The sequence below is a fragment of the Pseudomonas sp. BS3767 genome (assembly GCF_900099665.1).
Classification (GTDB): domain Bacteria; phylum Pseudomonadota; class Gammaproteobacteria; order Pseudomonadales; family Pseudomonadaceae; genus Aquipseudomonas; species Aquipseudomonas cerasi.
This window is the reverse complement of the sequence record NZ_FNCX01000001.1, coordinates 959,259-973,030: the sequence shown is the minus strand read 5'-3', so window position 1 is coordinate 973,030 and position 13,772 is coordinate 959,259. Positions and strand designations below refer to the sequence as shown.

Genomic DNA, 13,772 nt, shown 5'->3' with positions numbered 1-13,772 from the left:
TCCCACTCTGACTACTTAATCGAAAACCGATGCTCCTGCTCGTCCGGCAATCGCTGCCGTGCGTCTTGCTGCGTCTGTCACAGGTATTTCCATGCTCGAAAAAATCAAAGCTACGTGGTTTTCCAACGTTCGTGCCGATGTATTGGCCGGGCTTGTCGTTGCATTGGCCCTGATTCCAGAGGCCATCGCGTTCTCCATCATCACCGGGGTAGACCCGAAAGTCGGGCTTTACGCGTCGTTCTGTATCTGCGTGGTCATCGCGTTTGTGGGCGGGCGCCCGGCGATGATTTCTGCGGCTACAGGTGCGATGGCCTTGCTGATGGTGAATCTGGTCAAAGAGCACGGGCTTCAGTATTTGCTGGCCGCCACCTTGCTCTGCGGCGTATTGCAGATCATCGCCGGCTATCTGCGCCTGGGTGAGTTGATGCGCTTCGTTTCACGCTCGGTGGTTACCGGGTTCGTGAATGCACTGGCGATTCTGATTTTCATGGCCCAGTTGCCGGAATTGACCCATGTGACCTGGCCGGTTTACGCCATGACCGCAGCGGGCCTGGCAATCATCTACCTGTTCCCGCGCGTGCCGGTGCTGGGCAAGTTGCTGCCTTCGCCGCTGGTGTGCATTCTGGTGCTCACCGCAATTTCTATTTACATGGGGCTTGATGTACGAACCGTGGGTGACATGGGCGCAATGCCCGACAGTCTGCCGACCTTCATGTGGCCGGACGTCGCGCTCAATCTCGACACACTGCTGATCATTCTGCCGTATTCCGCCGCGCTGGCCGTGGTGGGCCTGCTGGAGTCGATGATGACCGCGACCATCGTCGATGACCTGACTGATACCACCAGTGACCGAAACCGTGAGTGCAAGGGGCAGGGCATTGCCAATATCGCCACGGGTCTGATCGGCGGCATGGCTGGCTGCGCCATGATCGGCCAGTCGATGATCAACGTGAAGTCTGGCGGCAGAACACGTCTTTCAACCCTCAGCGCAGGTTTACTGCTGTTGATCATGATGCTGTTTCTGGGCGAATGGCTGGCGCGTATTCCGATGGCGGCGCTGGTGGCGGTGATGATCATGGTATCGATCAGTACCTTCAGTTGGGGATCGATCCGCAACCTCAAGGAATACCCGCTCTCGACCAACATCGTGATGGTGGTCACCGTGGTGGTGGTCGTGGCGACCCATAACCTTGCCTATGGTGTGCTGGTCGGTTCTCTGCTTGCCTCGATGTTCTTTGCCAGCAAGATCGCTCACTTCCTCGATGTCACGTCGCATCGTGATCCCTTCCACAGCCATCGCACCTACTACGTGACCGGCCAGGTATTCTTCGCCTCCGCTGACCGTTTCATGGCTTCATTCGACTTGCGTGAAAGCCTCGAGACACTGGTCATCGATCTGCGCGAGGCGCATTTCTGGGACATCACCGCTGTGGCCGCATTGGACAAGGTGGTTTTGAAACTGAGAAAGGCGGGCATCAGCGTCGACGTTATCGGTATGAACCGGGCCACCGCTACGCTGGTGGACCGCTTTGGTGTGCATGACAAGCCGGACGGCATCGATTCGTTGATGGGGCACTGATCTGCGGGGCCGGGCAGGCAGGCTCAGCCCGGAATCTCCAGGCGGATGACGGATCCTCCGCCTGGCCTGTTGCGGACCTCGATAGTGCCGTCGTGCTCGAGACAAATCGCTCTGGCGATGGACAGGCCAAGGCCGCTGCCTCCCGAATAGCGCGCCCGCGAACGTTCGGCACGCCAGAAGCGGTCGAACACCTGTTCGAGGTTCTCCGAGTCAAAGCCGGGGCCGCGGTCCGAGACGGTCAGTTCCATGCGCCCTGCGCTGGCTTTGCCGACAATCAGCAGCTCACCACCCATCGCCGAATAGCGCAGCGCGTTATCGACGAGAATATTCACGACCTGGCCGATCCGGTCACGGTCGGCGTTGACGGTCAATTTCCGCGGGATGTCGATCGTCACGGCGACACCTGCCTCATCGAGCGGCGTGGCAAACCAGCCCAGACGTTCGACCACCAGTTTCTCAAGGGAAAACTCCGTCTTGTCCAGGGTCAACTGACCCGCGCTGGCGAGCGAGAGCAGGTGCAGATCGCTCACCAGTTTGTTCAACTGGCCGAGCTGGCGGTGGACCATTTCCAGTTGTGCCAGGTCACGCGGGAACACTTCGTCGATCATGCCTTGTATGCGTCCCATGGCGGCATTCAGTGGCGTGCGCAGCTCATGGGCAATCATGGCACTGGACTCGCTGACTTCCAGTTCGTAACGGCCGAGCTGAGTGGTCATGGTATTGAAGTCGCTGACCAGCGCCTGCAATTCGTCCGGGTCGTTGGCGCTCATCGGCAGGCGCGTCTTGAAGTCACCCTGGGCGACCTGACGTGCGCCTCTGGCAATCGAGGAGAACTGGCTGGAAAGCGGACGGGAAAACAGAAAGCCGAAGAATATGATGATCGGTATCGCGATCGACACCAGCGCTGCCAGCACCCACCATTCCTTGTTGGCAATGCCCGGCAGCAGGTTTTCGATCGGGTAATACTCGAAGAACAGTTCGCGCAGCTTGACCATGTCCAGGGTGGGCTCTGCCTGCAGCCGCAGGAACTCCATGCGCACGTCGGCCGGCATTGCCTGCAGGGTGAGCCAGTCAGAGACTGTGACGTGTAGCCACATGCAGAACGCGATGACGATGACCGCACCGACGGCGAGCATGCTCATGCGCATGCCGACCCAGTGCCACAACGGTTTTTGTCTGTGCCTGAAAAAATCTCGCATGAAGATCACCTGAACCGATAGCCGACCGAACGGACGGTGACCAGCACATTTTCCACGCCATGGATCTCCAGTTTGCGCCGAAGGTTATGCACATGCGCATCGACAACCCTGGCCAGCGCCTCGCTGTCGGGAAGGCAGATTTCCAGCAGTTCTTCGCGAGTGAAGGCCTTGGACGGCGTTTTCAGCAGCGTTGAAAGGATCTTGAACTCGGTAGGTGTCAGGTCGAGTACGGTCTCTGCGCCATCCTGACCTTCAATGATCGCGGTGACCGCATCCAGCTCCACCAGCAGGTTCTGGTAGCGCAAATGACGCTCGTTGTTGCCGTTCTGCTGGGAGCGCCGCAGAACCGCATGCACGCGGGCCACCACTTCTCGCGGGTTGTAGGGCTTGACCACGTAATCGTCGGCCCCATAGCGCAAGGCGCCGAGTTTTTCCGGTTCGTCGCCCATGGCGGTGACCATGATCACCGGCGTGTCGCTGCAGCGCCGGACGGCCGACAGCACGTCGGTACCACTGACAAGCGGCAGCATGACGTCCAGCAGAATCAGGTCGGGTTTCCACTGACGGTGCATATCGATACCGCGCTGACCGTTTTCGGCCAGCCCGACGTTGAAACCGTCACGACGCAGGTAAGCCTCGAGAATGCTGGCACTGTCGGCGTCGTCTTCAACGATAAGAATGCGTTTTCCTGACACGAGCGCACCTCTTGATCAAATCTTGATAATTCACGAACGGTTTGTTGAAAGTCGACGTTCAGGATGCTGTCCAGAGCCCACTGTCGCGGACAGATCCTATGCCGATGAGTACACCGCTGTCCAAGCGTATCCGCAACCGCCGCTGGCGTTGCCTGGCCATGCTGGCGAGCCTGACTCTTTCGGGCTGCTCGTTGATACCGGCCTATCAGCGTCCGGCGTTGCCGGTCCCGGTCGATCAGGCGTCCGCTGTGGTCCCGGCCTCGAATACCTCCAGCGCCGTCGTGCTCAGTGCCGACGAAGAAGCGCTGGCTGGCGAGTTGTCGCCAAAAGACGAACTGCGCCGGTTGCTGCAATCGGCCCTCGCGTTCAATCGCGATTTTCGTGTGGCGGTGCTGCGTGTGGAGGAGGCCAGGGCAATGCGCGGCATTACCCGCGCCGATCGCTTTCCGACCCTCGCTGCAGGTGTCGAGCGCGATCGTCAGCACTTCGATAATGCGGCCGCCGACGAGCGTTATGGCCAGGACATTTCCATCGCGTCGGTGGGCGTCTCTGACTTTGAACTGGATTTCTTCGGGCGCGTGCGCAGCCTGTCAGAGGCGGCGCGGCACGATTATCTGGCCAGCACCTACGGCCAGCAGGCGGCACGCAGTGCGTTGATTGCGGAAGTCGCCCGCGCCTGGCTGGCCGAGCGTCTGGCCGCTGCCGTGCAACAGGATGCGCAGGCGGTTCACGAGGCCCGGCTGATGCTGATCAAGACGGCCGAAGAGCAGCAGCGTCAAGGTGCGCTTTCGCTGGATGATCTGATGGCACAGCGCCTCGACACCCTGAGCGCGCAACAGCAGGTACAGGATGCGGCCAGCGATCACGCCAACGCGTCGCAGGCCTTGTTGTTACTCACCGGCTATTCGACGGTATTGCCCGTCAGCACGCCAGACACCCCTGCGCTCACCACCGCGCTGGTCGAGACGCCGTCCTGGCTGTCGAATCTGCCGTCTCAGCGTCTGCTGGAACGCTTTGACATCCGTCAGCGCGAAGAAGCCCTCAAGGCCAGCAATGCCAACATTGGTGCTGCCCGTGCGGCGTTCTTTCCGTCCATAAAACTCAGTACCGGCGTGGGCTTGCAGAGCGACAGCCTGCGCACCTTGTTCAGCAACGGCAGCGGGGCCTGGCTGTTTACGCCGCAGTTGAATCTGCCGCTGTTCGACGGCGGGCGTAATCAGGCCAACCTGGACCTTGCCAAGGTGCGTCAGCAGATCGCGGTGGCCGAGTATGAAAAGGCTGTGCAGAACGCATTCCGTGAAATGTCCGCTGTGCTGACCCGCCGTCAGCAGGCCCTGAACCATGTCCGCAACGAGGTCGAGCGGGTTGCGCTGGTCCAGGAAAAAGTGCGGCGCCTGTCCTTTGAACTCAATGCGGGCGCCGTCGAGCGCACTGCATTGCTGGTTTCCACTCTCCGTATTGCTGAAGCCGACGCAGCCGCTCGCCAGTCCCTCGATGCGCTGCAGCAAAACCGCATCGATCTGTTTCGAGTGCTGCACGGAGCAGAACCGACAACCCCACCCCAATCCTGAATGACACCGGAGTATCCCCATGAGCCCTGCAATCTCTCGTACTCACCTGCGGTCTGCGCTGCTTAAACCTGTGCTGACCGTGTTGATCACCTCTGCGGCCATGACCCTGGCAGGTCAGGCCTGCGCCCAGGACAGCACTGCCGAAGGCCAGTCGATGCTGGGTGACCGGTTCAACGTCAATTTCGGGCTCGGCATGGCCGTGCTGCCGCGCTACATGGGGGCCGATGAATACCGCAGTCAGGTGGTGCCCATGCTGACGGTCCAGCGCGGTATCTTCTTCGCCGACACCACGCGCGGTCTGGGGCTGCAATGGCAGTCGGATTCCGGGTTCGGTGCCAGCGCTGCACTCAATTACGATTTCGGTCGTACCGAGAAAAACAGTACGAATCGGCCTGGTTCCAACGAGCTGAGAGGGATGGGCACTGTCAAGGGCGCGACCGTTGGCGACTTCATGGTTTCCCAGCAACTCATGCCGTGGCTGTCCGTCAGTGCCGAGGCCGAACTGCGGGTGGCTGGTGAAAAACGTGGCAATCGTTACCGGTTGGGTTTCGAGGGCATCGCCTACCACAGTCAGACCGATACGGTGACCCTCGACATCGATGCGCACGCTGGTGACGGCCGTTACAACCAGACCTATTTCGGCGTGAGCCCGATCCAGAGTCAGCGCACCGGCTTCTCCAGTTTCAGCGCAGACAGCGGCATTTACGCCTACTCGGCGGCGCTCGCCTGGCAGCATACCTTCGACGCCCACTGGTCAACCGTCGCAAGCGTCGGGGTAACGCATTACACCGACCAGACCCGCGGCAGTCCGCTGGTCGAGACCGATGCCGAAGGCAGTGGCCTGATTGCCTTGAATTACGCTTTCTGAAGAGTTGAAGCCTGCCATGCGATTGAATCCTGATGCGTTTCCGGCCCTACGGCGGTGTGTGTCGCGCGCTTGCGGCGTCGTGCTGATCACTCTGATGATCAGTGGCTGCGGTGATAAACAGACGGCCAGCGTTCCGCCTGTCCGGGCTGTCAAGGTTGAGACGGTCCGGGCAGGAGAGGGCGCTGCGTTGCGCTTCATTGGCACCGTTCGGCAGCAGGATCGCGCCAGTCTGGCGTTTGAATCGGCAGGCACCCTGACAGAACTGCGGGCCGACATTGGTGATAGCGTCAAGCCGGGCCAGGTGCTCGCCCGCCTTGATCCGCAGCCTGCGCAATTGCGTCTGCAGGAGGCGCAGGCCGCTTTGCGGCTGGCTCGGGCTCAGGCGCTGGAGCGCCAGCGTAACTACCAGCGTCAGCAAAACCTGCTCGCAGCGGGCAGTGTCGCCCAGAGCGTGGTCGAGTCGGCCCACTCGTCCAGTGAACAAGCCAGCGCCGAGCTGATGCGCACGCAGGCCGAGCTGGACCTGGCCCGTCGCGAACTGGATCGCACCCGCTTGATCGCACCCTTTGCCGGGCGCGTGGTGGCCCGTCATGCACAACCGCAGAGCGTGTTGCCCGCCGGGCAGGTGCTGCTGGATATAGAGTCCGCCGCAGAGCAACAAGTGGTGGCGGCTGTTCCGTTGGCACTTGCCGAGTCGCTTGAGCCGGGCGACCTCGCCAGGGCCTCCAGCAGCGCAGACGGTACGGTAGGGTTTGATCTCGCCCTGGAAGGCATTTCGCCCCGCGCTGATGACGGGCTGGTCAGAACGGCTGTGTTCCGAGTGCTGCGGCCTGCCGGCAGGCTGCCCAGTGGCGTCACGCTGCTTGTGCAAATGCATCCCGCTGCCGACGCACAGTCGCTGTCGGTTCCAGTGCAAGCGTTAAGGATGGGTGCCAACAGCCACCTTGCTGAAGTCTTCGTTTACCAGGCGGGAGGAACAGTCGCCGTACGCTCCGTGACGCTGGGTATGGTCAGAGAAGGTCGGGCACTGGTCGTCAGCGGGCTGGTCGCAGGTGAGCAGGTGGTCACTGCCGGCACCGCTTTTCTGCAGGACGGTCAGCCCGTCACGCTGTTTCATTCAGACACTCGCCTGACCGGTGACGCGCAATGAACCTTACCTCCCGCGCCATGGGCGCAAGCCGCCTGACCCTGTTCGCTGCCTTGCTGATTTTGCTGGCCGGTGTTGTCACGTTTTTGAGCTTTCCTTCTCAGGAAGAACCTTCGGTGACCGTTCGCGACGCATTGGTCAGCGTGTCTCTGGAAGGGCTGTCCGCAGAGCGCACCGAGGAACTGCTCGCCAGGCCGCTCGAAGAGCGTATCCGTGAACTGGCCGAGATCAAGAACGTGCTCACCACGGTCCAGCCTGGCCGAGTGATCGTGCAGGTTACGGCGTATGACAACGTCAAGGATCTCGGGCTGCTGTGGCAACGGCTCCGGGCGAAGGTGAGTGAAACGAGCGGTGGTTTTCCGTCCGGCACCCAAGGGCCTTTTGTCGATGATGATTTCGGTCGCGTCGCCGTGGCTTCGATCGCGCTGACCGCGCCGGGCTTCACCATGGGCGAGATGCGCGGCCCGATCAAGCGCTTGCGTAATCAGCTTTATGAGCTCAAGGGCGTCGATCAGGTCCAGCTGTATGGGCTGCAGGATGAACGCATTTACCTCGACTTCAATCACCAGACGCTGGCCGCCGCCGGACTTTCTCCGCAACAGCTGCTTCAGCAACTGCAGGCCCGCAACCTGATCGCGACGGGAGGCAACCCGGTCATCGGGCAGCAGAGCACTACGCTTTCGATCAGTGGCGAGGTGCTTTCGCCGGAGCAGCTTCGGCAGTTCCCGGTGCAGTTGCCCAGTGGTCAGAAGGTCGCGTTGCAGAACCTGAGCAGGGTATCGGTGAGCCCTGTCGACCCGCCGGAAACCGAAGCGATCTATCAGGGAAAGAATGCTGTGGTACTGGCCGTTTCGATGCAGCCAGGCCTCAATGTGCAAACCTTCGGTGATGCCTTGCGCAAGCGACTCGCTGAGCTGGAGCAGCAACTTCCGACGGGTTTTACCTTGCACGTGGTGACCTTCCAGTCCAGCGTGGTCGAGCACGAGATGAGCAAGATGTATCACGTCATGGCCGAGACGGTGGTGATCGTGATGTGCGTGGTCATGCTATTTCTGGGCTGGCGCACCGGGCTGGTGGTCGGGGTGATTGTGCCCTTGACCATCCTCAGTACGCTGCTGGTCATGCGCGCACTGGGGATCGAGCTGCAGACGGTGTCGATTGCCGCGATCATCCTGGCGCTGGGCTTGCTGGTGGACAACGGCATTGTCATCGCCGAAGACATTGAGCGACGCCTGCATGCGGGGGAGGATCGACAGCGCGCCTGTGAGGAGGCCGGGCGCACCTTGATGATCCCTCTGCTGACTTCTTCACTGGTCATCGTCCTGGCGTTTTCGCCTTTCTTTCTGGGGCAGACCAGTACCAACGAATACCTGCGTTCGCTGGCGGTTGTGCTCGCCACGACGCTGATCAGCTCCTGGCTGCTCAGCATCACGGTGACGCCTCTGTTGTGCTTTTACTTCGCCAGGGTGCCGGCCGGCAAAGCGTCGGCGGATGATGCCGATGAGTATGCATCGCTGTTCTACCGTGGCTATCGCAAGGTCATCGAGCGTTTGCTGAATCACTCGCTGCTCTTCATCGCCTGCATGATGGGTTTGCTGGCGTTGGCGGTCGTGGTGCTGACCCGGGTGCCGTACGATTTTCTGCCGAAGTCGGACCGTATGCAGTTCCAGATTCCGCTGGTGCTCGAGCCCGGCAGCAGCTCGCGAGACACGTCTCGAGCGGTGCGTGATATCAGCCAGTGGCTGAGCAGCGATCAGGATGTGGAACACAGCATTGGTTATGTCGCCAGTGGCGGGCCGCGGATCGTGCTGGGCCTCAATCCCCCGTTGCCCGCGCCGAATATCGCGTATTTCACTGTCAGCGTGCGTGAAGGTGCCGACCTCGATGCGGTGATCGAGCGCACACGGCAGTTTATCCTCGCGCAGCACCCCGAAATCGAAGCGCAGCCCAAACGATTCTCGATGGGCACCACCGAGGCGGGGATTGCAGTCTACCGGGTCATCGGTCCTGATGAGGAAGTGTTGCGCGGTATTGCCCGACAGATCGAGCAGGCGTTGTCGGCGTTGACCGGAACCCTGGACGTGCACGATGACTGGCGGACCCGATTGCTGCGTTACGACGTTGTCGTCGATCCGTACAAAGCCCTGCAGGCCGGTGTTGCCACTCAGGACGTCGCCCAGGCCCTGCAACTGAGAAACAGCGGGCTGTCCGTGTCGTCGCTGCAGGATGGCGATACTGCTGTCGCTATTGTGGCACGCGAGCAGAGCACCCTGAGCAAACCGGGCAATGATCTGGACAGCACATTGATTTATCCGGCTTCCGGGGGCGCGCCGTTGATGTTGTCGGCCATTGCCACTGTCGAGCCCAGGGCCGAGGCATCGACTATTCAGCGGCGTAATCTGCAACGCGCAATCACGGTGGTGGGGCACAATCCGTCAATGACGGCGACCTCGATCGTCGAACAGTTGGCACCGCAGATAGCTGCAATCAGCCTGCCGGCGGGTTACCACATCGAACCGGGTGGCGAAATTGAAGACTCGGCCGAAGCCAATCAGGCGCTGTTGCAGTACATGCCGCATGCACTGGTCGCGATGCTGCTGTTGTTCGTCTGGCAGTTCAATTCGTTCCGCAAGCTGCTGATCGTCATCTCCAGCGTGCCCTTCGTGCTGATCGGCGTGGCGCTGGCGTTGGTGCTCACCGGCTATCCGTTCGGCTTCATGGCCACCTTCGGGCTGCTGTCGCTGGCCGGCATCATCGTCAACAACGCCGTGCTGCTGCTCGAGCGTATCGAGGCTGAGCGCGAGCAAGGCCTGGCGGTGCGTGACGCAGTGGTCCATGCCGCGATCAAGCGCTTGCGGCCGATCGTGATGACCAAACTGACCTGCATCATCGGGCTGGTGCCGCTGATGCTGTTTGCCGGCCCGCTCTGGGAGGGCATGGCGATCACCATCATGGGTGGCCTTGCGTTGGGTACGCTGGTGACACTGGGCCTGATTCCGATCCTCTACGCGCTGCTGTTCGACCGCTTCGAGCGCTGGCGCAAGGCGAGCTGAGCCATGACGGCCGGTGCGTGTGTAGGGTATGGTCCTGAGAAAACCTCGATGATCGAACACAAGGACGAAACACATGCGCTCATTTACCCGCTCGCCACTGGCCGCCCATCTCGCCCTGGCGCTTGCGTTGACAGCTCTTGCACCGGCGGCCATGGCCGAACCGCACAAGGCCATCCAGGCCGATGCCGAGCAATACAAGGACGAAGCCTTGAAGCTGCTGGAGCGTCTGGTGAACATCGACTCGGGTTCCGGGTATGTACCGGGCCTGACCAAGGTCAGCGACATCGCGATCGAAGAACTGAAAAAGCTCGGTGCCACCATCGAGCTCGTTCCAAATACGCCAGAGGCCAGCAACCACGTCATCGCCACCCTGAAAGGCACCGGCAAGGCGAAGATTCTGCTGATGGCGCACATGGACACCGTGTTCAAGGAAGGCTCCGCGGCCGAGCGTCCGTTTCACATCAAGGACGGGCGTGCCTATGGCCCAGGGGTGATGGATGACAAGGGCGGCATCGTTGCAGCTATCTATGCACTGAAGGTGCTGCACAACTTGAAATTCACCGACTACGCGCAAATCACGGTGTTGCTCGACGCCAGCGAGGAGACCGGCTCAGGCGTTGCTACCGAGCTGATCAAGAAAACCGCGAAGGAGCATGACGTCACCCTCAACCTCGAGCCGGGTCGTCCGGCCGACGGTCTGGTGGTGTGGCGCAAAGGCTCGGCAACCGCGCTGGTCGAAGTCAAGGGCAAGGCCTCGCATGCAGGCGTTGCGCCTGAGCTGGGACGTAACGCCGCGACCGAAGTTGCCCATCAGATCCTGCAACTCGGCAAGCTGGGTGACGAGGAGAAGAAAACCACCGTCAACTTCACCGTGCTCAAGGCGGGGGATCGCACCAACGTGATTCCCGATCAGGCCAGCGCCAAGGCCGATGTGCGCGCTGCCGTACCGGAAGAGTTCGACCGCGTCGAGCAGGACCTGGCCAGGGTGTCGGCCAACAAGCTGGTGCCCGATACCGAGGTCAAGACCAGTCTGGTCCGTGGCCTGCCACCGATGCCGCAGACCGCGCAGTCCGATGCATTGGTCGCGATGGCGCAAGGCATCTACGGCGAACTGGGTCGCACCCTGACCATCGAGGGCAGCGGCGGGGCGGCAGATTCAAGCCTGTCTGCCAGCGTGGGTACACCAACGCTGGACGGCTTCGGGATTGTCGGCGGCAATATCCATACGCCCGAAGAGTATGCCGAAGTGGGCAGCGTGGCGCCGCGGATCTACTTGCTGTCGCGAATGATCATGAAGTTGTCCGGGCAACAGTGATTCGATAGGCCTCCCGTGCGTGGCGCGGGAGGCTGTAGAGTCGATGACTCGCTTTTAAACAAATGCAGGGCTGCACACCTCGCGATACTGCATACAGCGGGAGACGGCACTGATTCTGGCATAGCGGTTCATTGTCGAGTGTTGGCCGACAACTAGTTGTTATTGCTCATCCCCGTTTTGCTCATGCGCCACACCACAGGGTTTGATCGAAACCTGCTGCCTCTGTTTTACACCCTGTCCATGCAAAAAAGGACCGTCGGCGCCGCTCCAGAGCCCTGGAAGGTCAGCATGCTTGCGCCTGTTTCCTTAGACCATAGTCATTTTACTAGTGTATCTGCGGCCTTGGCACGAGCCGGTTTTCGCGTGCTAGCCGATCAGCATTTCTGCATATATTTAATTATGACCTTAATACTATGTCGAAAAGATACGCTGTCCCCTATCAATACTAAGCACATGCCCCTTGGGCGCTGGCTAAAGGTCAGTGTTGTAAAAATCAACTTCAAAAAAGTTCAACAAATCGGATACAAGGTCGATACAAATATTTGACGCCGCTATGATGGCGTTCTAGTATTGCCCACCTTTTTGATATCAATATGCTACCGCAAGGACGCGCCGTGTATCCTCATGCCCTAAAACTGGCTTTGCTGCTACTGCTCGCCCTCGCGCCAGCTACCTTGCTTGCAGCCACTGCTCCCGCCAGTTTGCCAGGTGACCAGGATCTTATTCGTGACCGTCAGGATCGCCTGCTCGAAGAGCAGCGCCGCCGTCTTGAAGAACTCAAGGACCTGCCGGGCAAACAAGCCGCACCCGCTGCCCCGAGTTCTCCGGCCGATACACGTTGTTTTACCATCAATCGTATTGAGCTCAAGGGCGCCGACTCGCTGTCGGCCGCCGAGCGCGATGCGCTGACCAAGCCCTATATCGGCAAGTGCCTTGGTGTCGCGCAGCTCAATGAGCTGCTTAAAGTCATCACCGATCACTACCTCGAAAAAGGCCTGGTGACGACTCGCGCCTACCTGCCGCAACAGGACCTGTCGACAGGCGACCTGCAAGTGCTGGTCATCGAAGGCAAGCTGGAGCATCTGCGTGGCGATGCCGCCAGCGGCCTGTCGGCGCGTGAGCTGGCCATGACGTTTCCCGGTAAAGAAGGCCAGATGGTCAACCTGCGCGAAATCGAGCAGATGGTCGATCAGCTCAATCGCCTGCCATCCAATCAGGCGCAGATGGAACTGACCCCCGGCCAAGTCGTCGGCGGCAGTGACGTAGTGGTCAAGAACACTCCGCAAAAACCATGGCGGGCCAACCTGTCGCGTACCAACGAAGGTCAGCGCAGCACCGGCGAGCAGCAATGGAACGCTGGCCTTGAGTGGGATAATCCGTCGGGGCTGGCCGACCAGTTCAGCCTGCGCGGCGGCCACGATGCGATCAGCGATCGGCAGAAAGCCTCCCGCAACGCCTCGCTTGCCTACAGCCTGCCGTGGGGCTGGTGGACGTTCAGCTACCTGTACAACACCAGTGAATATCGTTCGGTGGCGCAGGCCTCGAACGTCAACTTCAAGCAGGACGGCGATAGCCAGAACCACCAGTTCAAGGCCGAGCGGGTCGTGTATCGCGACGCGCTGAGCAAGACCTCGCTCAATACCGGTCTGTCCTACCTGCGCACCAACAATTATGTCGAAGACAGCAAGCTGGCGGTCAGCAGCAATCGCATCACCGAGGCGCAGTTCGGTATCAACCATGGGCGGCGGGTTGGCTCGGCGTTCGTCAACATCGATCTGGGCATGCAGCAAGGCATCGGTGCACTGGACGCGCAGGGCAACCACGATCCTCGCCCGGGTGAGGCTGATGCACGGTATCGCAAATACACCGGCACCCTCAGCTACCTGCACCCCTTTCAACTGTGGGGCGAAAACCTGAGCTTCACCAGCTTGGCCACCGGGCAGCGCAGTGAGGATGTGCTGTTCAGCTCGCAACGCACCAGCCTGGGCGGATCAGCATCGGTGCGCGGTTACAAGGATGAGTTCCTGTCTGGCGACAGCGGTGGTTACTGGCGTAACGAGTTGCGCCTGACTCGCCCGGTCACCCTGGACTGGCTGCGCCCGGTGTTCGCCGAGTATGGCGCGGCTGCCGGTTACGACCAGGGTGTTATCCGCAACGATCGTTACAACGGCAGTCAGCATGGGCGCTTGTCCAGTAACTCGTTCGAGCTGTTTACGCGTGGCCAGCACGTTGCTGCCTCAGTGACGTTCGCTCACTCCCTGGAACGTCCCGATGTGATCGAGCGCGAAGCGCCGATCTATTTCCGTATGGACTTTTTCCTCTAATCACACCGTATTCAACCTACC

10 protein-coding genes are annotated in these 13,772 nt (G+C 60.6%); 8 read left to right on the top strand and 2 right to left on the bottom strand.

Annotation, left to right across the window (positions count from 1 at the left end; genetic code table 11):
• Window positions 1-91: 91 nt before the first annotated feature.
• Window positions 92-1,579: a SulP family inorganic anion transporter gene (locus BLR16_RS03700; protein ID WP_003411446.1), complete on the top strand. Its 1,488-nt coding sequence runs from the start codon at window positions 92-94 to the stop codon at window positions 1,577-1,579.
• A 23-nt stretch (window positions 1,580-1,602) separates the two neighbouring features.
• Here BLR16_RS03700 and BLR16_RS03695 read toward each other — a convergent pair whose 3' ends face one another.
• Both BLR16_RS03695 and BLR16_RS03690 read right to left on the bottom strand, forming a co-directional pair.
• The gene (locus BLR16_RS03695; RefSeq protein ID WP_003435881.1) at window positions 1,603-2,778 is read right to left on the bottom strand and encodes a sensor histidine kinase; all 1,176 of its coding nucleotides are present in this window, start codon (window positions 2,776-2,778) and stop codon (window positions 1,603-1,605) included.
• 5 nt (window positions 2,779-2,783) lie between these two features.
• Window positions 2,784-3,473 (bottom strand): response regulator, encoded by a 690-nt coding sequence (locus tag BLR16_RS03690; RefSeq protein ID WP_003435879.1) that lies wholly within the window; start codon window positions 3,471-3,473, stop codon window positions 2,784-2,786.
• Window positions 3,474-3,571: 98 nt separating this feature from the next.
• On the opposite strand from BLR16_RS03690, the gene BLR16_RS03685 reads away from it, so the two are divergent.
• The 7 genes from BLR16_RS03685 (at window position 3,572) to BLR16_RS03660 (ending at window position 13,751) form a co-directional block, all read left to right on the top strand.
• Window positions 3,572-5,044 carry an efflux transporter outer membrane subunit gene (locus BLR16_RS03685; protein ID WP_074806044.1) on the top strand — a complete coding sequence of 491 codons (1,473 nt, stop codon included), beginning with the start codon at window positions 3,572-3,574 and terminating at the stop codon, window positions 5,042-5,044.
• Window positions 5,045-5,063: 19 nt separating this feature from the next.
• Window positions 5,064-5,912, top strand: a complete 849-nt coding sequence (locus BLR16_RS03680; RefSeq protein ID WP_003435876.1) for a MipA/OmpV family protein — start codon at window positions 5,064-5,066, stop codon at window positions 5,910-5,912.
• A 16-nt stretch (window positions 5,913-5,928) separates the two neighbouring features.
• Window positions 5,929-7,062, top strand: coding sequence for an efflux RND transporter periplasmic adaptor subunit (locus BLR16_RS03675; protein ID WP_054081054.1), 1,134 nt, complete (start codon window positions 5,929-5,931; stop codon window positions 7,060-7,062).
• On the top strand, window positions 7,059-10,112 hold the full coding sequence (locus BLR16_RS03670; protein ID WP_074806047.1) for an efflux RND transporter permease subunit: 3,054 nt from the start codon (window positions 7,059-7,061) through the stop codon (window positions 10,110-10,112). Before BLR16_RS03675 ends, BLR16_RS03670 begins: the two co-directional genes overlap by 4 nt.
• Before the next feature lie 73 nt (window positions 10,113-10,185).
• Entirely contained in the window at window positions 10,186-11,427 is a 1,242-nt protein-coding gene (locus BLR16_RS03665) for a M20/M25/M40 family metallo-hydrolase (protein WP_074806050.1), read from the top strand.
• A gap of 183 nt (window positions 11,428-11,610) precedes the next feature.
• Window positions 11,611-11,973, top strand: a complete 363-nt coding sequence (locus tag BLR16_RS27850; protein ID WP_129402479.1) for a hypothetical protein — start codon at window positions 11,611-11,613, stop codon at window positions 11,971-11,973.
• A 68-nt stretch (window positions 11,974-12,041) separates the two neighbouring features.
• Window positions 12,042-13,751: a ShlB/FhaC/HecB family hemolysin secretion/activation protein gene (locus BLR16_RS03660; protein ID WP_074806053.1), complete on the top strand. Its 1,710-nt coding sequence runs from the start codon at window positions 12,042-12,044 to the stop codon at window positions 13,749-13,751.
• The last annotated feature ends 21 nt before the right edge of the window (window positions 13,752-13,772 follow it).